Source organism: Streptomyces sp. NPDC039423, from assembly GCF_055598725.1.
The window spans coordinates 520,366-542,027 of the sequence record NZ_JBVKAH010000004.1 but is presented as its reverse complement, the minus strand read 5'-3'; the positions used below and the strand labels follow the sequence as shown (position 1 = coordinate 542,027).

The window sequence follows — 21,662 nt, the reverse complement described above, 5'->3', positions numbered from 1 at the left end:
GGCCCGGCCGGTACCGCGGGCCCGGCCCCGCACGCTCACTCCGGCCTGGCCGAGTCCACGCCCGGCCGGGGCCTCGTCCACGCGCCGCGCGTGAAGTCGGGTATCCGCTGCGGCGCGCCGTTCGCCTTGACGGAGGCGTGGCTGAGCGGCACCGGGGCGGACCAGGTGGCGGCGTCGTACACGTCGAAGTCCGGGACGAGGCCGAGCCGCATGCACTGCATCAGCCGGAAGACCATGAGGTAGTCCATCCCCCCGTGCCCGCCCGGCGGATCGGCGTGCTCCTTCCACAGCCAGTGGTCGAACTCGGCGGCGTACGCGGAGAAGTCGCCCCACTGGTCGTCGGTGTGGTCCGGCTCGATGTAGATCCGCGCGGGGTAGTCCTCGAAGACACCCTTCGTCCCGCCCAGGCTGTTGATCCTGCTGTACGGGTGGGGCGTCGACACGTCGTGCTCCAGCCGGATCACCCGGCCCCTGGCCGTCCGCACCATGCTGATGGTGCGGTCGCTCTCGACGTACGTCTCCTTCCAGCTCGGGTCGTCCGGCGGCACATGGGCCCGGCGGTACTCGGCCAGCCCGAGCGCGGGCGTGCCGAAGCTGCTGATGCTGACCGCGCGGTCGCCCCGGTTGACGTCCATGTAGGTGGCCACCGGTGCGAAGCCGTGGTTGGGGTAGAGGTCGCCCCGCAGCCGGGTGTGCCACAGGCGGCGCCAGGGGCCCTCGTAGTACGTCGGCGAGAACATCAGGCCCCGCAGGTCGTGGTGGTACGCCCCGGCGCCGTGCAGCAGTTCGCCGAACCTGCCGGCGTGGGCCATGCGCAGCACGCGCATCTCGTGGCGGCCGTAGCAGCAGTTCTCCAGCTGCATGCAGTGGCGGCGGGTGCGCTCGGAGAGGTCGACCAGCTCCCACAGCTCGTCCAGGCGCATCGCGAGGGGGCACTCGACACCGATGTGCTTGCCGTTCAGCAGGGCCGCCCTCGCCATGGCGAAGTGCAGGTCCCAGGGGGTCGCCACGTACACGAGGTCGATGTCGCCGCGCCGGCAGAGGTTCTCGTAGTCGTCCTCGCCGTGGGCGTAGACGGCGGGTGAGGGATGGCCGGCGGCCACGACCTTGGCCACGGCCTGCTCGGTCTTGCTCTTCACCGGGTCGCAGACGGCGACCACCCGCACGCCCGGGACGGCCAGGAACAGGTCGATCATGCTGCCGCCGCGGTTGCCGAGCCCGACGACGGCGACGCGCACGGTGGAGCGCCGCTCGAACGGCACGCCGGCCATCGTGGGGCCCTGGCGCGGCGGTGCGGCGGCCTCCGTGGCGCCGGGCTCCGCGGCGGCGGCGGTACCGCCCGGGGCGCCGAGGCCCAGCCCGGCGGCTCCCGCCGCAGCGGCCGTGGTCCGCAGGACGGTGCGCCGGCTGGGCGGCTCCGGGGACCGGTCGTGGTCCCCGGGTGCTGCGTCGTTCATCGAACCTCCCGTGCCTCGTGTGCGTGGCTGGTCCATGAATCCCGGGAAGGACCCTGGCCGCCGGGGCCGCGGGTACGCAAGGGGGCCGGTTGGACTCTTGTTCCGAGCGCTTGGACTCCCGGAAGGGCAGTGGCGCGATGCCGTCCACCGCCGTACTCCGGCGCCGAATTCCACCGCCGGGCTCCGGCGGCTCACGGAGGACGGCGCCGCCCTGCTCGACCTGCTCGCCTGAGGGCGGCGAGGGGCGACTGCCGCAGGGACGCCCGCGGCACGGACGCCCGCGGCACGGACGCCCGCGGCACGGACGCCTGCCGCAGGGACGCCCGCGGCACGGACGCCTGCCGCACGGGCGCCTACGGCCGGGTGGCGCGCTCGAGCTGGAGGAGCACCGAGTGGTAGGGGCGGCCGGTGGCGTGCTCCATGCCGACCTCGCACATCCGGTTGGCCGAGAGGTACGCGTCGTAACACCGCGCCGTCACCTCGGCCGCCTCCCGGGCCGTGGCCGATTCCGTCAGCTCGGGGTGGAGCATCCCCCGGTCGCCGGCGAAGGCGCAGCAGCCCGCTTCGTCCGGGACGACGGCCTCCTCGGCGCATGCCGCCGCGAGCGCCACCAGCCGGTCCTCGTCCCCGAGGTGCCGCATCGCGCAGGTGGGGTGCACGACCACCGAGGCGGCCCTCCGCCGTACCGTCAGGCGCTCCAGCAGCTCGTCGGCGGCCCACACCACGGAGTCGAGGACCGTCAGCTCCGCGTGCATCTCGCGGTGACGGGCGCCGAGGTACGGCACCACCTCCCGCGCCAGGCCCAGCGCACAGGAGGAGGCGTCCACGACCAGCGGCAGCCGGCCGCCCGCGGTCCAGCCCCAGGCGGCCTCGACGACGCGGTGCGCCATCACGCGCGCGCCCTCCTCGTACCCCTTGGAGTGCCAGACGGTGGCGCAGCAGGTGCCCGCCACGTCGCCGGGGATCCACACCGGTCTGCCGGCCCGCTCCGACAGGGCGACCACCGCCTCGGGCAGGGACGGCCCGGCGAGGCCCCGCGGCTCGCCGAAGATCCGGTTCACGCACGCCGGGTAGTACACGGCGACCGCCCGCGCCCGCTCCGTGACGGGCAGCCGGGCCGCGGCGGCGCCGGGGATCTCCGGCAGCCACTCGGGCACCAGCTCCGGCCGCACGACCCTGCGGGCCAGCGCCGTCGCCGAGGCGGGCAGCCGGTCGCCGAGGCGCCGCCCGGTGGCCACCGCGAGCCGCGCCGAGGCCTCCACCGCCGCGAACCGCCGGGCGGCCAGGGCCGCCAGCCGCTCCTCCCGGGCCGAGTGGCGGGCGTGCCGCAGCCGCTTCATCAACGCACCCGTGTCGATGCCCACCGGGCAGTCCAGCCCGCACGTCGAGTCGCCCGCGCAGGTGTCGACGGCGGCATGGCCGTACGCCGCGAGGAGGGCGGTCTCGACGGGCGAGCCGGGAGTCTGGCGCATCATCTCGCGCCGCAGCACGATCCGCTGACGGGGTGTCGTGGTCAGGTCCCGGCTGGGGCAGGTCGGCTCGCAGAAGCCGCACTCGATGCAGGCGTCGGTGATCGGCTCCACCCGGGGCACCGTCTTCAGGCCGCGCAGATGGGCCCTCGGGTCCCGGTCCAGGACGACGCGCGGGGCGAGCACCCCTTCGGGGTCGAAGGCCCGCTTGGTGCGCCACATCAGCTCGGTGGCCCGCGGGCCCCACTCCAGCTCCAGGAAGGGGGCGATGTTCCGCCCGGTGGCGTGCTCCGCCTTCAGCGAGCCGTCGAACCGCTCCACGGTCAGCTTGCAGAACTCGTCCATGAACGCCGCGTACCGGTCGACGTCGTCCGGGTCGGCCGGGTCGAACGCCAGCAGGAAGTGCAGGTTGCCGTGGGCCGCGTGCCCGGCGACGGCGGCGTCGAAGCCGTGCTCCGCCTGGAGCGCCAGCAGCGCCTCGCACGCCTCGGCGAGCCGCGACGGCGGCACCGCGAAGTCCTCGGTGATCAGCGTCGTACCGGAGGGGCGGCCACCGCCCGCGGCGGCGACGAACGCCTTGCGCGCCTTCCAGTAGCCGCCGATCGTCCGGGCGTCCCGGGTGAACCGGTTGGTCACCGACGGGACGGGCGCCACCAGCTCGATGTCGTCGAGCACCCGGGCCGCCGCCCACTCGCGGGCCGCCAGCGCCGCGGGGTCGGGCGCCCGGAACTCCACCAGCAGGGCCGTGGTGGGGCCGGGCAGCTCCGCCCAGTCGGCGGGCACCCCGGGGACCCGCACCGACGCCCGCAGCGTGTTGCCGTCCATCAGCTCCACCGCGATCGCGCCCGCCTCCGTGAAGCGCGGCACGGCGGCCGCCGCGGCCGGCAGGGACGGGAAGAACAGCAGCGCGGCCGTGACCTCCCGGTCCAGCGGCAGGGTGTCGAACACGACCTCGGAGAGGAAACCGAGCGTGCCCTGGGAGCCGACCATCAGCCCGCGCAGGATCTCGACGGGCGTCGAGCCGTCCAGGTAGGCGTCCAGGCGGTAGCCGTTGGTGTTCTTGATCTCGTACTTGGCGCGGATGCGGGCCGTGAGGTCCGGGTCCGCCTCGATCTCCGCCTTGACGGCCAGGAGCTCGGCGCACAGGGCCGGCTCGGCGCGCGCGAGTTCCGCGTCGGCCGCCGGATCGGCCGTGTCGACCACCGTGCCGGAGGGCAGCACGGCGGTGAGCGACGCCACCGTCCGGTACGCGTTGCGGACCGTCCCGGCCGTCATCCCGGACGCGTTGTTGGCGACGACGCCGCCGATCGTGCAGGCCACGGCGCTCGCCGGGTCGGGGCCCAAAAGCCGGCCGTGCCGGGCGAGGGCCGCGTTGGCACGGGCGACCGTGGTGCCGGGCCGGACGCGGGCACGGGCGCCACCGTCCAGGACCTCGATCCCGGCCCAGTGCCTGCGCACGTCCACCAGGATGTCCTCGCCCTGGGCCTGGCCGTTCAGGCTCGTCCCGGCCGCCCGGAAGACCACCTCGCGGCCCTTGCCGTGCGCGTAGGACAGGAGGGCGGAGATGTCGTCGACGTCCTCGGCGACCACGACGACCTGGGGGACGAAGCGGTAGGGGCTGGCGTCCGAGGCGTACGCGACGAGGTCGGTGACCCGCGACAGCACCTTGCCGGGGCCCAGGAGGGCGGTCAGCTCGTCGCGCAGCCGTCCGGGTGAGCCGTGCGCCAGCAGGTCGGGCACCCGGTCGTGGGAGGGGCCGTGGTGGGTGCGGGGACGGAGGGCGTCGGGTTTCGGCTCCGGCAGCGGCATGGCACGGTCCCCTCGGCAGGCGGCACGGATCGTCCGGGCGCGGCCGTCACACCGGTGTCGTCACGGCACGCGCGTCAGCAGTGGCGCTCCGGCACTCCGTCGACCAGAGCGGTCAGCAGGCCGCCGAGCACCTCGCGCTGTTCGGCGGTCAATGGAGCCAGGATGTCCTCTGCGGCCGCCCGGCGCGCGGTGCGCAACTGCCGCAGCGTGTCCCGCCCGGCGTCGGTGAGCTCGATCCGCACCACCCGGCGGTTGGCCGGATCGGGGACGCGGCGGACCCGCGCGCTCGCCTCCAGACCGTCCACCAGGCTGGTCACGGCGCGGGGGACGACTTCGAGACGGGCCGCGAGGTCGGCCATCCGGGGCGGGTGGTCGTAGTGCGCCACCGTGCGCAGCAGCCGGGACTGGGCGGGCGTGATCGCTATGTCGGCCGACTCGAGCTGCCGCTTCTGGCTGCGGTGGAGGCGCCGGGTCAGCCGGAGGAGCTGCTCGGCCAGCAGGCCGTCCGGGTCGGGGGAGGGGTCGGGGGAGTCCATACCCGGATGTTAGCAGGACCACGCTCACTGTGAACGAAGGTAACAATGAGCTAAGCTCTTCGAAGGTTCGTCCGCACGCCTGTACTTCTGTACCTTCGAAGGAGCCCATGCGCATCCACGCCGAGTCCACCTGGACGCCACCCCCACCCGATCCGGAGCAGCCGCCGGTCCCGATCCGGCGCGTCCTCCGGCTCTTCCGTCCCTACCGCGGCCGGCTGGCCGTGGTCGGCCTGCTCGTCGGCGCCTCGTCGCTGGTGTCGGTCGCCTCGCCGTTCCTGCTGCGCGAGATCCTGGACACCGCCATCCCGCAGGGCCGTACGGGCCTGCTCACCCTGCTCGCCCTCGGCATGATCCTGACCGCCGTGGTGACCGGCGTGTTCGGGGTCCTCCAGACGCTGATCTCCACGACGGTCGGCCAGCGGGTCATGCACGACCTGCGGACCGCCGTGTACGCCCGGTTGCAGGGCATGCCGCTGGCGTTCTTCACCCGCACGCGCACCGGTGAGGTGCAGTCCCGCATCGCGAACGACATCGGCGGGATGCAGGCGACCGTCACCTCCACCGCGACGTCCCTGGTGTCCAACCTGACCGCCGTGGTCGCCACCGTCGCCGCGATGCTCGCCCTGGACTGGCGGCTGACGATCGTGTCGCTGCTCCTGCTGCCGGTCTTCGTCTGGATCAGCCGCCGGGTCGGCCGCGAGCGCAAGCGGATCACCACCCAGCGGCAGAAGCAGATGGCGGCCATGGCCGCCACCGTCACCGAGTCGCTGTCGGTGAGCGGGATCCTCCTGGGCCGGACGATGGGCCGCGCCGACTCCCTGACCAGGTCCTTCGCCGCCGAGTCCGAGCGGCTCGTCGCACTCGAGGTGCGCTCCTCGATGGCCGGCCGGTGGCGGATGTCGACGATAGGCATCGTCATGGCCGCCATGCCGGCCCTGCTGTACTGGGCGGCCGGGCTGGCCCTCCAGGCGGGTGGCCCCGCCATCTCCATCGGTACGCTCGTCGCCTTCGTCTCGCTCCAGCAGGGCCTGTTCCGCCCCGCCGTGAGCCTGCTGTCGACCGGCGTGGAGATCCAGACCTCCTTCGCCCTCTTCCAGCGGATCTTCGAGTATCTGGACCTGCCGGTGGACATCACCGAGCCCGAGGACCCGGTCCGGCTGGAGGAGATCCGCGGCGAGGTCCGCTTCGAGGCCGTCGACTTCCGGTACGACGCCAACGGCGGCGAGACGCTGAGCGGCATCGACATCACCGTGCCGGCGGGCGGCAGCCTGGCCGTCGTCGGCCCCACCGGCTCCGGCAAGTCCACCCTCAGCTACCTCGTCCCCCGGCTGTACGACGTCACCGGCGGCCGCGTCACGCTCGACGGCGTGGACGTCCGGGACCTGGACTTCGACAGCCTCGCCCGCGGGATCGGCGTGGTCTCCCAGGAGACCTACCTCTTCCACGCCTCCGTCGCCGAGAACCTCCGCTTCGCCCGGCCGGACGCCACCGACGAGGAGATCGAGGCGGCCGCGCGGGCGGCCCAGATCCACGACCACATCGCGTCACTGCCCGAGGGGTACGACACCCTCGTCGGCGAGCGCGGATACCGCTTCTCGGGCGGCGAGAAGCAGCGTCTGGCCATCGCCCGGACCATCCTCAGGGACCCGCCGGTCCTCATCCTGGACGAGGCGACCAGCGCGCTCGACACCCGCACGGAACAGGCCGTGCAGCAGGCGATCGACGCGCTGTCGGCCGGCCGCACCACCCTCACCATCGCCCACCGGCTCTCCACCGTCCGCGGCGCGGACGAGATCGTCGTCCTCGACGCCGGGCGCGTGGCCGAGCGCGGCACGCACGAGGAACTGATGGACCGCGACGGCCGGTACGCCGCCCTGGTCCGTGGGGACACGGAATTGGAGCCGGCCGTGTCCTGACCCGCCCGCCGTCGTGCTCACGGTGGCGGTACGGGCGGACGCGGCGGCGCCGCCGCTCCCTGGGACGGGGGAGCGACGGCGCCGGGCGGACGGTCCCTCAGACGAGCCAACCGATGAAGTGGACGAAGCCGGCGAGCAGGTCGGTGATGACGTTCATGAGGTGCGTTCTCCTTGGTTCCGTACAGGTGTGGGACTGCGCGGTCGCGGTCTGCAGCCCGTCGCTCGCGCACCGTAAGCATCATGCGTCGCGCATGGACCGGTGCGGGAAACCCCTGGCGATCATGCGTTCGGGCGAACATCCGAGCCCGTGTTCGCCTGTTCTGTTCGCCCTGTCGAGTGACCGCAAATGTCTGAATTGCCGGATTATCTGCCTGTGTCGGGTTAGCGTGCACCGCATGGTGAACGAGTCCCCGCACGGCGGCGCGCCCCGGCGCGGACGGCCCCGTATGACCCGACGCGGCCGGCTGGCCCTGGGCGCCGGCCTGGCCGTCATCGTGGCCGCCGCGGTGCTGGTGCCGCTGCTGCTGCTCAAGGAGCCCCCCGCGCCGCCGCCCCCGGAAAAGCCGACGATGCTGCTCGTCCCGGAGGGCTGGCGGGCCGGCCAGGTCTACGAGGCGGTCGACAAGGCCCTCAAGGTGCCGCCCGGCACCACCCGGGGCGTCGCCGTGAGCGGGAAGCTGAAGCTGCCGGCCGACGCGCGGGGCAACCCGGAAGGGTTCCTCTTCCCGGCCACGTACCCGGTCTACAAGAAGACGACCCCGCGCGGTCTGCTCGACTACATGGTCAGGACCGCGCGCGAGCGGTTCGGCACGGGCCGCGTCACCGCCGGTGTCCAGCGCGACGGGGTGAGCCTCTACCGGACGGTCACCATCGCCAGCATCGTCCAGGCCGAGGCGGACACCCCGGAGGACATGGGCAAGGTCGCCCGTGTCATCCACAACCGGCTCGCCCAGGGCATGGCCCTCCAGATGGACTCGACCCTCAACTACGGACTGGGCCGCTCCACCCTCGACACGTCGCACGACGACACGCGGATGGAGCACCCGTACAACACCTACAACCGGCAGGGGCTGCCCCCGACGCCGATCGCCAACCCCGGCGAGCAGGCCATGCACGCCGCGGTCGACCCGCCGCCCGGCGACTGGCTCTACTTCGTCACCGTCCGGCCCGGTGACACCCGCTTCACCGCCGACTACGCCGAACACCAGCGCAACGTCCAGGACTTCAACGCCCAGCGCGCCACCACCCCCAACTGAGCCGGTCGGGCGGGTCCGGGGCGGCCGGTCCGCGGCCGCGGCGTCATACGGCCGCGGGCGCCGGCGTCCGGGCCAGCAGGCGGCGGATGTCACGGGCGGCCGCGCGGCCGGCGCGGTTGGCGCCGATGGTGGACGCCGACGGGCCGTACCCGACGAGGTGGACCCGCTCGTCGCGCAGGGCCCGGGTGCCGTCCACGCGGATCCCGCCGCCCGGCTCGCGCAGCCGCAGCGGGGCCAGGTGGTCGATGGCCGCCCGGAAGCCGGTGGCCCACAGGATGACGTCCGCGTCGAGCATCCGCCCTCCGCCGGGCCCCTCCCCGTCCCAGGCCACGCCCGTCGGGGTGATCCGGTCGAACATCGGCAGCCGGTCCAGGATCCCCCGCTCGCGCGCCCGCCGGGTCGCGTCGTTCAGCGGCAGGCCGGTCACGCTCACCACGCTCCGGGGTGGCAGTCCGCGCCGTACCCGCTCCTCCACCAGGGCCACCGCCGCGCGGCCCTCCGCCTCGCCGAACGGGCCCTCCCGCCACACCGGCTCCCGGCGGGTCACCCAGGTGGTCTCCGCCGCCACCTCCGCGATCTCCATCAGGTGCTGCGTCCCCGACGCGCCGCCGCCCACCACGATCACCCGCCGGCCGGCGAACTCCGCCGGCCCCGGGTAGTCCGCCGTGTGGAGCTGCCGCCCGCGGAAGGTCTCCTGTCCCGGGTAGCGCGGCCAGAACGGCCGGTCCCAGGTGCCCGTCGCGTTGACCAGCGCACGGGTGGCGTACGTCCCCTCCGAGGACTCCACCAGCAGGCGCCCGTCCGCCCCCTCCCGTACGGCCGTGACGTCGACGGGCCGGTGCACCCGCAGCCCGAACCTCTCCTCGTACCGCGTGAAGTACCCGCCGATCACCTCCGACGACGGACGGGTGTCGTCGGCCCCGGTCAGCTCCATGCCGGGCAGCGCGTGCATGCCGTGGACGCGGCCGTACGTCAGGGTCGGCCAGCGGAACTGCCACGCGCCGCCCGGCCGGGGCGCGTGGTCCAGGACGACGAAGTCCCGGTCCGGTCGCAGCCCGGTGCGCCGCAGGTGGTAGGCGGCGGACAGGCCCGCCTGACCCGCGCCGACGACCACCACGTCCACGGGCACGGCCACGTCCCCAAGATTGTTCATGTTTCTACCAACCGGGGCGGGGGCGTGGATCTTCCCGCCATGGCCCGCCGCCCCGGTCCGGACGGCCGTAACGGGTCCGGACGGCCGAAACGGGTCCGGACGGCCGTAACGGTCCGGACGGCCCTGACGGTCCGAACGGCCGTGACGGTCCCGACCGCCGCCCCGGTCCCGACGGCCGCCCCCACCGTCACCGGCTACAGGAAGCGCACCCCCTGCGCCAGTGGCAGGTCGTCCCCGTAGTTCACCGTGTTCGTCGCCCGCCGCATGTACGCGCGCCACGCGTCCGACCCCGACTCGCGCCCGCCGCCCGTCTCCTTCTCGCCGCCGAACGCGCCGCCGATCTCCGCCCCCGACGTGCCGATATTGACGTTGGCGATGCCGCAGTCCGAGCCGTCGGCGGCCAGGAACCGCTCCGCCTCCCGTTGGTCGCGCGTGAAGATGCTCGACGACAGCCCCTGCGGGACGTCGTTGTGCAGGGCGATGGCCTCGTCCAGGGTCCGGTGGGTGAGCACATACAGGACGGGCGCGAAGGTCTCCCGCCGGACGACGTCCGTCTGCGCCGGCATCCGCACCACCGCCGGCCGCACGTACGCCGCGTCCGGAGCCGCCTCCGCCAGCACCCGCTCCCCACCGGTCAGCACCTTGCCGCCGTCCGCCTCCGCCTCCGCCAGCGCCTCGGTCATCGCCCGCAGCGCCCGCCCGTCGACCAGCGGCCCGACCAGCGTCCCGTCCGCGAACGGGTCACCCACCGTGAGCTGCCCGTAGGCGTGGACCACCTTCTCCACCAGCCGGTCCGCCACGTCCTCGTGGACGATCAGCCGCCGCAGCGTCGTGCACCGCTGCCCCGCCGTGCCCGCCGCCGAGAAGACGATGCCCCGCACCGCCAGGTCCAGGTCGGCGGACGGGGTGACCACGGCCGCGTTGTTGCCCCCCAGCTCCAGCAGGCACCGCCCGAACCGGGCGGCCACCCGCGGCGCCACCTCCCGTCCCATCCGCACCGACCCGGTCGCACTCACCAGCGCCACCCGCGGATCGTCCGCCAGCCGCTCGCCCGCCTCCCGGGCCCCGACGACCAACCGGTGCACCCCGGCGGGCGCGCCCGCGTCGGCGGCCGCCCGCGCCAGCAGCGCGTCGCAGGCCAGCGCCGTGAGCGGCGTCAGCTCCGACGGCTTCCACACCACCGTGTCACCGCACACCAGCGCCACGGCGGTGTTCCAGGCCCACACCGCCACGGGGAAGTTGAACGCCGAGATCACCCCCACCACGCCCAGCGGGTGCCAGGTCTCCGACAGCCGGTGGCCGGGCCGCTCGGACGCCATCGTCCGCCCATAGAGCTGGCGCGACAGACCGACCGCGAAGTCGCAGACGTCGATCATCTCCTGCACCTCGCCGAGCGCCTCCGAACAGATCTTGCCCGCCTCGACGGTGACCAGCTCCGCGAGGTCCTCCTTGTGCCGGGCCAGCAGCTCACCCAGCCGCTTGACCAGCGCCCCGCGTACCGGCGCGGGTACCGTGCGCCACGTGCGGAACGCCTCCGCGGCCGCCCCGACCGCCGCGTCGACGTCGCCGGGCGAGGCGGCCGGCATCCGGTACAGGACACCGCCCGTCACCGGCGTGCGCGACACCACCCCGTCCCCGGCGCCGGGCGGCCGGGCCCCGCAGCGCAGCAGCGCGCCCTCGGCGCGGGCGCGCAGTTCCTCGGTGGTGGGCAGCGACGTGGTCATACGGTCTCCTCGGGAAGGTGGACGCGGAGGTGCAGGTCGAGTGCGTGCAGCGTGCGGGCCAGCGAGTCGTCCCGCCGGGCGGCACAGAGGGCGAACGGATCGTGCACCGGGCGTTCCACGGCCCCGGCCAGCCAGGCCGCGTCGTACGCGGTGCCCGCTCCCGCGCCGGCGTGGCCCGCGTCCCGCGCGTCGGCGACCCCCGGACGCCCGTCCCGCGCTCCGGCGCCGACCGCGCGCCCGTCCCGGTCGAGGTTCGACCGGAAGATCCCGGCCGCCGAGCGCGGCAGGAAGTCCTCGTACACGACCGGCCGCGCGGTGACCCAGCCGCCGTCCAGCAGCCCCGCCAGGTCGCCCGGCGGCCGTGCGCCGTCCCGGCGGCGGCCGGGGACGGGCTCGTACGTGAAGAACCCCAGCCCCCGGACGGCCAGTTCGCGTTCGGTGCGCGGAAACCGGTCGGCCCAGACCCCGGCCGGCTCGGCGACCAGCTCGTCGTACAGGGCGCGACCCGCCGGCGTGAGGGCGATGCCGCGCGCCTCCACCTCGCCGAACCGCACCCGCAGCGACCCGTGCGTGACCCGCCCGTCCGGCTCGCGGAACGCGCGCGGCTCGGCGAGGGCCCGGAACGACGTCTGGCGCAGCAGCACATCGGGGCCGTCCCAGCGCGGCGGCCCCTGGATCCGGTCGATCATGGCGATGCCCCGGCCGGTCATGCGGCGGTACAGCTCGTCGATGTCCAGGACGCGGGGCGTGAGGTGGTTGATGTGGGTGCTGCCCACTCCGCCGATGTCGGCCGCGACGGGCGAGACCCGCTCCAGCTCCCGGTACCAGGCCCGGTCGACCGGCTCCGGCGACAGCTCGAACGCGGCCACCGCCAGCGTCAGGAACCGCTCCGCCGCCTCCTCCGGCAGCCCGCCCTCCCGCTCACCGAGCGCGGCCAGCTCCAGCAGCTCCGGCGGGAACAGCTCCCGCCGCTCCAGGAAGCCCGTCAGCCGCGCCCGGAGGTCCGCGTCGAAGTACCGCGGGTCGTCACAGGTCAGCAGCGAGGTGAACACCCGGAACGGATTGCGCTCCAGCTCCTCGGCGCCGACGGGCCGGAAGGCCGTCGACACCACCGGTACGGAGCTGCCGGCGGCGTCCCGCAGGTCGTAGAAGCCCACCGGCTCCATCCCCAGCGCCGCGAACACCCGGGCCGCCTGCCGCAGTTCGCGCGGCGTGCCGACCCGGATCGCGCCGTGCCGCTCGGCGGTCACCCGCTCGATGCTCCCGAGCCGCTCCGCCGCCGCCCCGCTCGTCCTCCGTACGTCGTCGTTGACCTGACCCGCGACCTCCAGCAGTGTCGTGTACGCCGGGACTTCAGCGCCGTACATGTCGGAGAGCCGACGGGCGAACGCGGCACGCAGCCGCCAGGCGGGAACCATGCGAACTCCTCAGATGATGTGCGCCTCCGAGCGCACCCCGGTGGCGGCACCCTCGAAACGGCCGGCGGTCAGCGGCCCCACGTCCACGAACGGCGTACGGCCGAGGTACAGGTCCCGGACCACCTCGCCGACGGCCGGCGCCTGGAGGAAGCCGTGGCCGGAGAACCCCGTCGCGTACAGGAACCGGCCGACCCCCGGTGCCTCGCCGATCAGCGCGTCGCGGTCGGGCGTCATCTCGTACAGGCCCGCCCAGCCGCCGGTCACCGGCACGTCCACGAGCGCGGGCGCGCGCCGGGCGGCCGCCCGGCGGAAGAGGTCCAGCCACCCGTCGTCGGCCTCGCGCCCGAAGCCCGGCTCCTGGCGCGGGTCGGACAGGCCCAGCACCAGGCCGCCGGCGCCGTCGGAGTGGAAGTACAGCGTGGAGCCGTAGTCGAGGGTGAACGGCACCCGCGGCGGCGCCGGGTCCAGTGGGCCGGTCAGGGCGATCTGCCGCCGCAGCGGGGTGACCGGCAGGTCCACCCCCGCCATCGCCCCCACCGCCCGCGACCAGGCGCCCGCCGCGCACACCACCGTCCCGGTGCGGACCGTCCCGGCGGTCGTCCGCACCGCGCGCACCGCCCCGCCGGACGTCTCGATCCCGGTCACCGCGCAGCGGGTCACCACGGTCGCGCCGAGCGCGGCGGCGGCCCGCAGGTAGCCGGCGACGGCCGCCCGGGGCAGCGCGTACCCGTCGGCGGGGGAGTGGGCGGCGGCCACGATCGAGGACGGGTCGACGTACGGGCACAGCGCGTGCGCCTCGCGGGGGCCCAGCAGCCGGCTGGGCACGCCGTACGCGCGCTGCACCTCGATGCCCCGGCGGAACGTCTCCACCTCGGCCTCGTCCGCCAGGAGGAAGAGGTAGCCGACGGTCTCCAGCCCCACGTCCGCGCCGGGCCGGTCGCCGAACGCCCGCCACGCCTCCAGACTCCGCTGCCCCAAGCGGACGTTGAGCGGGTCCGAGAACTGCGCCCGGACCCCGCCGATCGGCTTGCCCGAGGACCCGGAGGCGGGCGTGTCCCGCTCCACCAGCAGCACCCGCCCGGCCCCCGCCTCGGCCAGGTGGAAGGCGATGCTCGCCCCGACGACCCCTCCGCCGACCACCACCACGTCGGCGGAACCGGGCAGCACCACGTCGGCGGAACCGGGCAGCACCTCCCCACCGGCCCGGCCCCGACCCCCCACCGCCCCCGACGCACCCCGCGTCCCCGACGCCTCCGAGGCCCCCCGCGTCCCCACCGCCCCCGACGCACCCTGCGCCCCCCGCGTCCCCGACGCACCCGGTGTCCCTGACGCGCCCGACGTCTCCGACGTACCCCACGGACCTGACGCACCGTTGATCGCCATGCCCCCATCGTGACCGCCGGTGCCCCGCCGCGTCCATGGGGCCTCGCCGGACACGCCGGCTCCCGGAACGGCACCGCGGCGGTGACACCATGGGGGCATGAGCGACGCATTCACCACCCGTACGCTGCGCATCACCACCGGGAACCGGGAGACCGTCCACGACCTGACCGGCGCCTGCGCCGCCTTCCTCCGGGAAGCGGCGGCCGGCCGGGACGGCCTGCTGAACGTCTTCACGCCGCACGCCACGACGGGCGTGGCGATCCTGGAGACCGGCGCCGGCAGCGACGACGACCTCCTGGCGGCCCTCCACACCCTCCTCCCCGCCGACGACCGCTGGCAGCACCGCCACGGCAGCCCCGGCCACGGCCGCGACCACGTCCTGCCCGCCCTGGTCCCCCCGCATGCCACGATCCCGGTCGTGGGCGGCGAAATGGCGCTGGGCACCTGGCAGTCGGTCTGCGTGGTCGACACCAACAAGGACAACCCGGACCGCCAGGTGCGCTTGAGCTTCCTCGGCTGACCGAGCCGATCGTCATCGGCGGGCCGTCACCGACCGGGCGGCGACGGGCCCGCACATCGTGAACGAGCCGGTCCAGGGCCGATGAGGGCTGCACGTCACGGAACGCGGCCGAGCCGGTCTTCGACAGAAATCGGCCACCGACGCTCCACGCGCCCGCTCTGACGGCGCTCCTCCCCTCGCCAACGTGTACGGTCCATCGAACAGCCTGGTGGCCGAGGGCACGGGGGAGTCTTTGAATCTTCAACACAAGGCCGGGAGTTACGTCAACGCTTCGTGGTCCATGGTGCGGCTGCGGGACCTGATCCGCGACATGCTGGGCCTGCTGTTCACGGAGCTCAGCGCCCATGGCGGGATGGCGGGTGACGACAACGCCGGCCGGGCCTTCGCCGCCGTCTACAAGCCGGCCGTGAAGACCGTCTTCGAGGCGGCCGGTCTCGCACACCAGGTGATGGCGAACGGTGCGGGCGCCATGCTCAAGGCCACCGAGGACTTCCTCAAGCAGGAGAGCGCGATCGCCGCGTCCCTGCTCGGCCAGAGCGTGGGGCCCGACATCGGGGCGCAGCCTGCGAGGCCGGACTGCAACCCGCGCGCCAGCCACAACGCCGAGGATCTGCCCGAGGTTGTCGGCGAGACCAGCTGGACCGACCAGTACCTGCTCAGCTCGCGCTTCCACGGTCAGCGGGACAAGCTCCGCAAGACGGCCAACGCCTGGCGTTCGACGGCGGGCATCCTGGACGACGCCTACTGGGACTCCGAAAGCGCCTGGCGTACCGCGACCGCCCAGCAGCTCGGCGAGACCGCCGCAGCCGTCCGGACCTTCTTCACCGTGTTCGTCGGCAAGACCCCACCTCCCTCCGAGGTCGGCGAGGACGAGACCCTGATGGCGAACCTGCCATCCGCCTGTCGGATGATCGCCCACGCCTGCGACGCGTACGCGGATCACATCGAAACGGCGCTGAAGAGGATCCCGGAAGAGGAAAGCCCCCTCTTCGGAGAGCCGCTCGCCATCTGGGAACGACCGCAGTTCGGCGGCGAGGGGCACGACGGCGGCCTGCACGAGCTCGTCACGGGCGACATGCGCATCGCGCGCCTGGGGAACATCCCGCCGGCGCTCGACAGCTCGCAGGCCAAGGTCCCCATGCCGCAGCCGGACGGGGGCGGGTTCCTGCCCCTTCCGTCCCTGCCGCCCTTTCTCGCCCCGCTGATCCGGGTGCCCCTCGTGGTCCCCGTGGGCTACCGGCCGCCGAACGGCCCTCGCGTACAGCCGATGGCCCCGCCGACGCCGCCGGACCCGCGCTTTCCGCCTCTTACCGCCCCCGAGCAGCAGAACTTCCAGACGTGGCTGAACTCGTTGCGTGCCGGAGACGTGTCCGGCGGGAAGCCCGCCGAGGTCGCCTACCAGAAGCGGGTCGCCGGATACCCCGAGTACGAGGTCCCCATCCCGCTCGGCATCAGCGCCAACAGCACCCTGATGGTCGACGGCTTCCGTGACCGCGACGGCATGGCGATCGAGGCCAAGTACGTCAACAACCCGAACAAGCCGTGCTACCGCTCGCTCGACGAGCTCCGCGCGAACCACCAGTCCGGCAAGAAGGACTTCCTGTACGACAAGGACCGCAAGGAGCTCACGAAGTACCACGCCGCTCTCAACGACCCGCGCAACAAGGAGATGCGAGGCGTGGAGACGGTCACCAACAACGCTGATTCCGTGGCCTACTGGCGCGTGATGATGGCGGCCTACGGCGTCAAGGGCTACGCCCGATACGTACCCTGACCAACGGCAGCACACGATGAGGGAGCGAGCGCGTGGACGCGTCCGAACTGGCCGAACTCCGCACCATGTACGTCTTCGGACCCGCCGAGGGCGTCACATGGGGCCTGACCTACGAGGGGATCGAGGCCAAGCTGCGCGAGCGGAAGGCGGACACGTTCGTCCGTTTCGACGAGGGGGACGAAGGTCCTGTGCGCGGGTCCGTCATGCACTTCGGCATCACGGTCGGCGAGGAGGAGCTGGAGGGCATGGCCAAGCTGTCCCCGGAAGGCATCGCCATCGAGGACTGCACGGCCCTTGCCGCAGCGGAGTTCGTGAAGTGGTTGTGGGGAAGCATCGTCCCGGACGGCAGCAGCATCACCTTCAACACGGAGTGGGGCCTGGAAGCCGACGTGCCCGACGCGCTCGTCCCCCAGGTCCCCCGCCCCCGCCTCGTGGCCACCTTCCTCGCTCATCTCGAAGCCACCGGCGGGCTGGACTGACAGCGAGCACGCCACTGGGGATCATGACCACATGAGCGACATGCGAAGGGTCTGGGCCCCATGAGAGAGAAGACCTCCCGCGCCTCGGGCAAAGAGGCCGTTCGCGACGCCGGCCCGGCCGGCGCTCCGGTCGTCCTGGGCGACGAGCCCGGCTCGTTCGCCCGGAGCGTGCTGGCCGAGCGCCACCCCGCCCTCGTCCGGCAGGTGCGCGACGCCTTCCCGTACGGCCGTCGGCAGCACGCGGCCCTCGACGCCCTGCTGGACGAGACCGCCAACGGTGCGGTCGAGCCGCTCGGGACCGCGGCACACGACCACGAGCGCTGGGCGGCCTGGGGGCAGGGGCACTTCGGGCGCTCGTGGTACGACGCCCCGTTCCTGTGGGCGGAGAGCTACTTCTACCGCCGGCTCCTCGGCGCGGTCGGGTACTTCGATGACGGTCCGTGGCAGGGAATCGATCCCTTCGCGCCGTTCAAGCGGGCGGAGCTGCGAGGCGACGCGGTGGAGGAAGAGCTGCGGGCCCTCGACGCGCTCGCGGGCGCCGCGGCCGGGGAGCGGGCCACGGCCCTCCTGCACGCCTCCCTCTGGGGCAACCGCGCGGACCTCGGCTTCCGGATCTCCGCGGGGGAGCCGGCCGTGGCCGACGCCGCGGTCCCGGCACTGGTCGCCGACGACAGCGCCACGTTGTGGCAGCTCCTGCCCGCCGGCGCCTCGGCCACCGTGGCCGTGGTGGCCGACAACGCGGGACGTGAACTGATCCCCGACCTCGTCCTCATCGACCACCTCCTCGCACACGGGCACGCCGAGCAGGTCGTCCTCCACGTCAAGCCCCATCCGTACTACGTCTCCGACGCGATGACCGCGGACGTCGTCGACTGCCTCCGCCGCCTCACCGAGGCACCCGGCGAGGCCGGCCGGATCGGCGACCGACTCTGGCAGGCCATGGCCGGGGGAAGCCTGGAGGTCCGCACCCACCCGTTCTTCTGCGCCCCGCTGCCGTACGAGGAGATGCCCGAGGACCTGCGGAAGGAGTTCGCGACAGCCACGCTCACCATCCTGAAGGGCGACCTCAACTACCGGCGCCTGGTGGGGGACAGGCTGTGGCACCCGACCGTGCCGTTCGCCGGGCGCACGGCCCACTTCCCCGGACCCGTCGCGGCGCTCCGCACCCTGAAGTCCGACGTCATCGTCGGCCTGGAGCAGGAAACGCTGCACGCCCTCGAACGGTCCGGGGCCGCCTGGCGTACGAGCGGTACCCACGCGCTGATCCAGGTGCGTCCGTAGTACAGCGCGGGGGTGGCTCCCGCACAACCTTCTCCTGGCCGGCCGCCCGTCACTCCTCCGGGACCACGTCCCGCGGCGGCTTGCCGGCCAGGTGGTCGGTGACGTTCCGGACGGCGGCGAGGGCGATGCGGACCACCGTCTCGCGGGTGACGCCCCCGGCGTGCGGGGACAGCACCACGTTCGGGGCCTTGAGCAGGCGCAGGGACGCCGGGGGCGGTTCGGGGTCGAAGACGTCGACGCCCGCTCCGGCGAGGCGGCCGGCTTCCAGGGCGTCGGCGAGGGCGTCCTGGTCGACGAGGGCGCCGCGGGCCGTGTTGACGACGAACGCGGAGGGCTTCAGCAGCGCCAGCCGCCGGGCGTCGAGGAGGTGACGGGTGTCCTCGGTCAGCGGGGCGTGCAGGGTGACGTAGTCCGAGGCGCGCAGCAGCTCGTCGAGGCCCATGTACCGGGCCCCGCCCAGGCGTGCCTCCGTCTCGGGCGGGACGCGCCGGCGTCCCGTGTACAGGACGTCCATGTCGAACGCTGCGGCCCGGCGGGCGACTTCCGCGCCGATGCGCCCGAGACCGACGACGCCGAGCGTCTTGCCGCACAGCTCCGTGAGGGACTGCTGGAGGCGCGGCAGTGCCCAGTCGCCCTCGACGAGCGCGGTGTGGGCCGGGACCAGCCGTTTGGCGAGGGCCAGCATCAGCGCGAACGTCTGCTCGGCCACGGCCCGCCGCTCGGCGTCGCTGGAGCCGATCGTGCAGACGGGGACGCCCCGCGCGCGGGCGGCGGCCACGTCCACGCGGTCGTGGCCGTGACTGGCGCACTGGACCAGCTCCAGCCATGGCGCGGCGGCCAGGTGGGCCGAGGTCACCGGGGCCAGGGCGGTGATCACGACATGGGCCTCGCGCAGCGCCACCGGGTCCTCGCCGGTCGACTCGACCACCGTGACCCGGGCGTGCCCGGGGAGCACCGAGGCGAGCGCGGCGCCGGCGGCGCGGCCGCCGACGTGGGGGGCGACGACGGCGAGCACGTTCCGGGGGGCGGTCACGCGGTCTCCTCGACGAGGTCGTCCCGGCCGGGGCCGGCGGGGGTGGAGTGCCCGGACAGGGCCAGGGTGAGGTCCAGTTCGGCGAGCAGGCAGCGGATCACGTGCTCGACGCCCGCCTGGCCGTCGAGCCCGAGCCCGTACGCGTACGGGCGGCCCACCAGGACCGCGTCGGCGCCCAGGGCGAGCGCCTTGAAGATGTCGTCGCCCGTCCGGACGCCACTGTCGAACAGCACGGCCAGCCGGCCGTCTGCGGCCTCGGCGACCCGGGGCAGCGCGTCGGCGGCGGCGACGGCACCGGCCACCTGCCGGCCGCCGTGGTTGGACACCACCACGCCGTCCATGCCCGCCTGCGCGGCGCGCCGGGCGTCGTCCGGGTGCAGGACGCCCTTCAGCACGATCGGACCGTCCCAGTTCTCCCGCAGGAACGCCAGGTCCGGCCAGGTCTTGGCCGGATCGGCGAACATGCCGACGAAGTGCGCCACCGCAGCGTCCGGGTCCTCCTGCACCGGCTTGGCCAACCCCGCCAGGAACGCCGGGTCGGTGAAGTAGTTGGCGGTGCCCACGCCGTGCAGGAAGGGCAGGTACGCCTGGTCCAGGTCGCGCGGCCGCCAGGCCAGCAGCGGTGTGTCCAGCGTGACGAACAGCACGCTGCACCCGGCCGCCCGGGCCCGGCCCAGGAACGACCGGGTGACCTCCCGGTCCCTGGCCCAGTAGAGCTGGAACCACCGCTCGGCGTCGCCCATCGCCTCGGCGACCTGCTCCATGGGCGTGCTGGACGCGGAGGACAGCACGAACGGCACGCCCTGGGCGGCGGCGGCCCGCGCGGCGGCCGGCTCGGCGTCCGGGTGCATGATCGACAGCACGCCCACGGGCGCGAGGGCGAGCGGCGCGGGCAGGTCCCGGCCCAGTACGCGGACCGACAGGTCACGCTCGTGCACGTCGCGCAGCATCCGCGGCACGATCCGCCGCCGCTCCAGCGCCGCCCGGTTGGCGGCCACCGTGCTCCCGCTGCCCGCGCCGCCCGCCACGTAACCGGCCGGGCCGGGGCCGAGGCGCCGCTCGACCAGTTCCTCCAGGCGCGTCAGATCGGTGGGCAGCCGCGGTACGGCGCCGGTGGTCCCGTTCAGGTAGATCTCGTACTGGAAGTCCGCCCAGTGCTTCGCCATGCCTCGTACGTCCCGTCGTCGGTCGCGGAGATGGTGCGTCACCGCGATCCTGGCGGCGCCCGGGCACCGCGTCCACCGTCATGCGGCCGCCGATGCGCTCACCACAACGTCCAGGACGTCGTAGTCACCCCTCCGCCCTTGTGCACCTCGGCACAGGAACCGGCCGGTGCGCGGCTTCTAGCCTCGCCGGAACAGCACGACGAGGGGTGGTACCGGTGAACTGGCTGATCCACGACTACCGCGAGAGCGATCTCGCGGCGGTCGTCCATCTGATCGACACCACGGCCGAGCTCGGACAGGAGTCCGTCTTCTCACTCGCCGAGTGCATCGGCGCGCTGACGAGCCGTCAGCCCGCGGTGGTCGCCGTCCACCAGGGCGTGCCCATCGGGGCGGCGCTCGGCTGCGTGGCGGGGGAGCGCGCGTGGGTGATGCGCATCGCCATCTCCCCGGCCTGGCGCGGCAGGGGGCTGGCGAGCGCGCTCCTCGTGGAACTGGAGCGGCGTCTTGTCGCCGCCCGGGTGGGGCGGATCGCCTACGTCCTGCCCGAGGAGGAACTCGTCGGCGAGGGGCTGCTCAACGCCGGCTACACCCGTCAGCCCGCCGTGGCCTACTTCGAGAAGGTCGAGCCGCTGCACGGGCCCGCCGCCAACGTGCTGGAGGACCTCGGCGGCGGCTTCCCGCCGGGCGACCTGTGGGCCGGGGTGGCCGGCATGGAGGCGGAGAAGGACCTCATCGAGCGACGGGTCGTCCTGCCGCTCGCCCAGCCCGAACGGGCCGCCCGGCACGGAGTCCGGCCACCGCGCACCATCACCCTGTTCGGGCCGCCCGGCACCGGCAAGACCACCTTCGCCCGGGCCATCGCCTCCCGGCTCGGCTGGCCCTTCGTCGAGCTGCTGCCGTCCCGGCTGGCCGACGGGGGCAACCGAGATGATCGACCGGTTCGGCGCGGACATCACCGCCCACGCCCGGTTCTGACCGCTATCCGGCCCGCCGGTAGGCGGCGCCGTCCCGGGTGCGGGTCAGCATCCCGCCGACCACCAGATAGCGGCGCAGCGCGGAGCAGTCCTCGTGCACGGTGCGCAGGGCCGCGTTCACCTCGGGCTCGGTGTACGACCGGTCCCGCTCGAACAGCGTCTCGGTGAGGTGGACCAGCAACTGCTCGCGGCGGGCCGGCTTGCGCGGAATGGCCGTCAGGCGGCCCCGGGAGAAAAGGGCGGCCACATCACGTGAACCGCCCGTCATCGCTTCGGACATGACGGGCAGCCTCCCCCGCCCCGCCCCCGCCGGG

General features: G+C 74.0%; 16 protein-coding genes and 1 pseudogene. 7 read left to right on the top strand and 10 right to left on the bottom strand.

Annotated features, from left to right (window positions below):
• Window positions 1-35 precede the first annotated feature (35 nt).
• The 3 genes from ACZ7LK_RS16560 to ACZ7LK_RS16550 all read right to left on the bottom strand — a co-directional run bounded on the left by ACZ7LK_RS16560 (window position 36) and on the right by ACZ7LK_RS16550 (window position 5,271).
• Window positions 36-1,457 carry a Gfo/Idh/MocA family protein gene (locus ACZ7LK_RS16560; protein ID WP_471141390.1) on the bottom strand — a complete coding sequence of 474 codons (1,422 nt, stop codon included), beginning with the start codon at window positions 1,455-1,457 and terminating at the stop codon, window positions 36-38.
• Between the two features lie 353 nt (window positions 1,458-1,810).
• Entirely contained in the window at window positions 1,811-4,735 is a 2,925-nt protein-coding gene (locus tag ACZ7LK_RS16555; RefSeq protein ID WP_471141387.1) for an FAD-binding and (Fe-S)-binding domain-containing protein, read from the bottom strand.
• A 74-nt stretch (window positions 4,736-4,809) separates the two neighbouring features.
• A complete protein-coding gene (locus ACZ7LK_RS16550; protein ID WP_392273416.1) occupies window positions 4,810-5,271 on the bottom strand; it encodes a MarR family winged helix-turn-helix transcriptional regulator in 462 nt (153 codons plus the stop codon).
• A 107-nt stretch (window positions 5,272-5,378) separates the two neighbouring features.
• Here ACZ7LK_RS16550 and ACZ7LK_RS16545 point away from each other — a divergent pair, with 107 nt between their 5' ends.
• Together ACZ7LK_RS16545 and mltG are read left to right on the top strand one after the other, a co-directional pair.
• Window positions 5,379-7,187 carry an ABC transporter ATP-binding protein gene (locus ACZ7LK_RS16545; protein ID WP_471141383.1) on the top strand — a complete coding sequence of 603 codons (1,809 nt, stop codon included), beginning with the start codon at window positions 5,379-5,381 and terminating at the stop codon, window positions 7,185-7,187.
• Window positions 7,188-7,582: 395 nt separating this feature from the next.
• The gene (gene mltG, locus ACZ7LK_RS16540) at window positions 7,583-8,443 is read left to right on the top strand and encodes an endolytic transglycosylase MltG (RefSeq protein ID WP_392273418.1); all 861 of its coding nucleotides are present in this window, start codon (window positions 7,583-7,585) and stop codon (window positions 8,441-8,443) included.
• Window positions 8,444-8,486: 43 nt separating this feature from the next.
• Here the strand turns inward: mltG and ACZ7LK_RS16535 are convergent, their stop codons facing one another.
• From ACZ7LK_RS16535 to ACZ7LK_RS16520, 4 genes are all read right to left on the bottom strand, one after another.
• Entirely contained in the window at window positions 8,487-9,596 is a 1,110-nt protein-coding gene (locus ACZ7LK_RS16535; RefSeq protein ID WP_471141380.1) for an NAD(P)-binding domain-containing protein, read from the bottom strand.
• A 194-nt stretch (window positions 9,597-9,790) separates the two neighbouring features.
• On the bottom strand, window positions 9,791-11,320 hold the full coding sequence (gene amaB / locus ACZ7LK_RS16530) for an L-piperidine-6-carboxylate dehydrogenase (protein WP_471141377.1): 1,530 nt from the start codon (window positions 11,318-11,320) through the stop codon (window positions 9,791-9,793).
• The gene (gene hglS / locus ACZ7LK_RS16525; RefSeq protein ID WP_471141375.1) at window positions 11,317-12,738 is read right to left on the bottom strand and encodes a 2-oxoadipate dioxygenase/decarboxylase; all 1,422 of its coding nucleotides are present in this window, start codon (window positions 12,736-12,738) and stop codon (window positions 11,317-11,319) included. Before hglS ends, amaB begins: the two co-directional genes overlap by 4 nt.
• A 9-nt stretch (window positions 12,739-12,747) precedes the next feature.
• Window positions 12,748-13,929 (bottom strand): NAD(P)/FAD-dependent oxidoreductase, encoded by a 1,182-nt coding sequence (locus tag ACZ7LK_RS16520; RefSeq protein ID WP_471141372.1) that lies wholly within the window; start codon window positions 13,927-13,929, stop codon window positions 12,748-12,750.
• A gap of 289 nt (window positions 13,930-14,218) precedes the next feature.
• Here ACZ7LK_RS16520 and ACZ7LK_RS16515 point away from each other — a divergent pair, with 289 nt between their 5' ends.
• From ACZ7LK_RS16515 to ACZ7LK_RS16500, 4 genes are all read left to right on the top strand, one after another.
• The gene (locus ACZ7LK_RS16515) at window positions 14,219-14,641 is read left to right on the top strand and encodes a YjbQ family protein (protein WP_392273423.1); all 423 of its coding nucleotides are present in this window, start codon (window positions 14,219-14,221) and stop codon (window positions 14,639-14,641) included.
• Window positions 14,642-14,873: 232 nt separating this feature from the next.
• Entirely contained in the window at window positions 14,874-16,415 is a 1,542-nt protein-coding gene (locus ACZ7LK_RS16510) for a restriction endonuclease fold toxin-2 domain-containing protein (protein ID WP_471141369.1), read from the top strand.
• Window positions 16,416-16,447: 32 nt separating this feature from the next.
• On the top strand, window positions 16,448-16,894 hold the full coding sequence (locus ACZ7LK_RS16505; protein ID WP_471141366.1) for a hypothetical protein: 447 nt from the start codon (window positions 16,448-16,450) through the stop codon (window positions 16,892-16,894).
• 60 nt (window positions 16,895-16,954) lie between these two features.
• Window positions 16,955-18,175, top strand: coding sequence for a damage-control phosphatase ARMT1 family protein (locus tag ACZ7LK_RS16500; protein WP_471141363.1), 1,221 nt, complete (start codon window positions 16,955-16,957; stop codon window positions 18,173-18,175).
• 49 nt (window positions 18,176-18,224) lie between these two features.
• Here ACZ7LK_RS16500 and ACZ7LK_RS16495 read toward each other — a convergent pair whose 3' ends face one another.
• The gene (locus ACZ7LK_RS16495) at window positions 18,225-19,208 is read right to left on the bottom strand and encodes a 2-hydroxyacid dehydrogenase (protein ID WP_469462597.1); all 984 of its coding nucleotides are present in this window, start codon (window positions 19,206-19,208) and stop codon (window positions 18,225-18,227) included.
• Window positions 19,205-20,374, bottom strand: a complete 1,170-nt coding sequence (locus ACZ7LK_RS16490; protein WP_392273426.1) for a lactate 2-monooxygenase — start codon at window positions 20,372-20,374, stop codon at window positions 19,205-19,207. Before ACZ7LK_RS16490 ends, ACZ7LK_RS16495 begins: the two co-directional genes overlap by 4 nt.
• An 80-nt stretch (window positions 20,375-20,454) precedes the next feature.
• Between ACZ7LK_RS16490 and ACZ7LK_RS16485 the strand changes: the two are divergent.
• Window positions 20,455-21,237: pseudogene (locus tag ACZ7LK_RS16485) on the top strand (GNAT family N-acetyltransferase); the annotation flags it as partial.
• Window positions 21,238-21,352: 115 nt separating this feature from the next.
• Here ACZ7LK_RS16485 and ACZ7LK_RS16480 read toward each other — a convergent pair.
• Window positions 21,353-21,628, bottom strand: a complete 276-nt coding sequence (locus ACZ7LK_RS16480; RefSeq protein WP_392273427.1) for a DUF2087 domain-containing protein — start codon at window positions 21,626-21,628, stop codon at window positions 21,353-21,355.
• Between the last annotated feature and the right edge of the window lie 34 nt (window positions 21,629-21,662).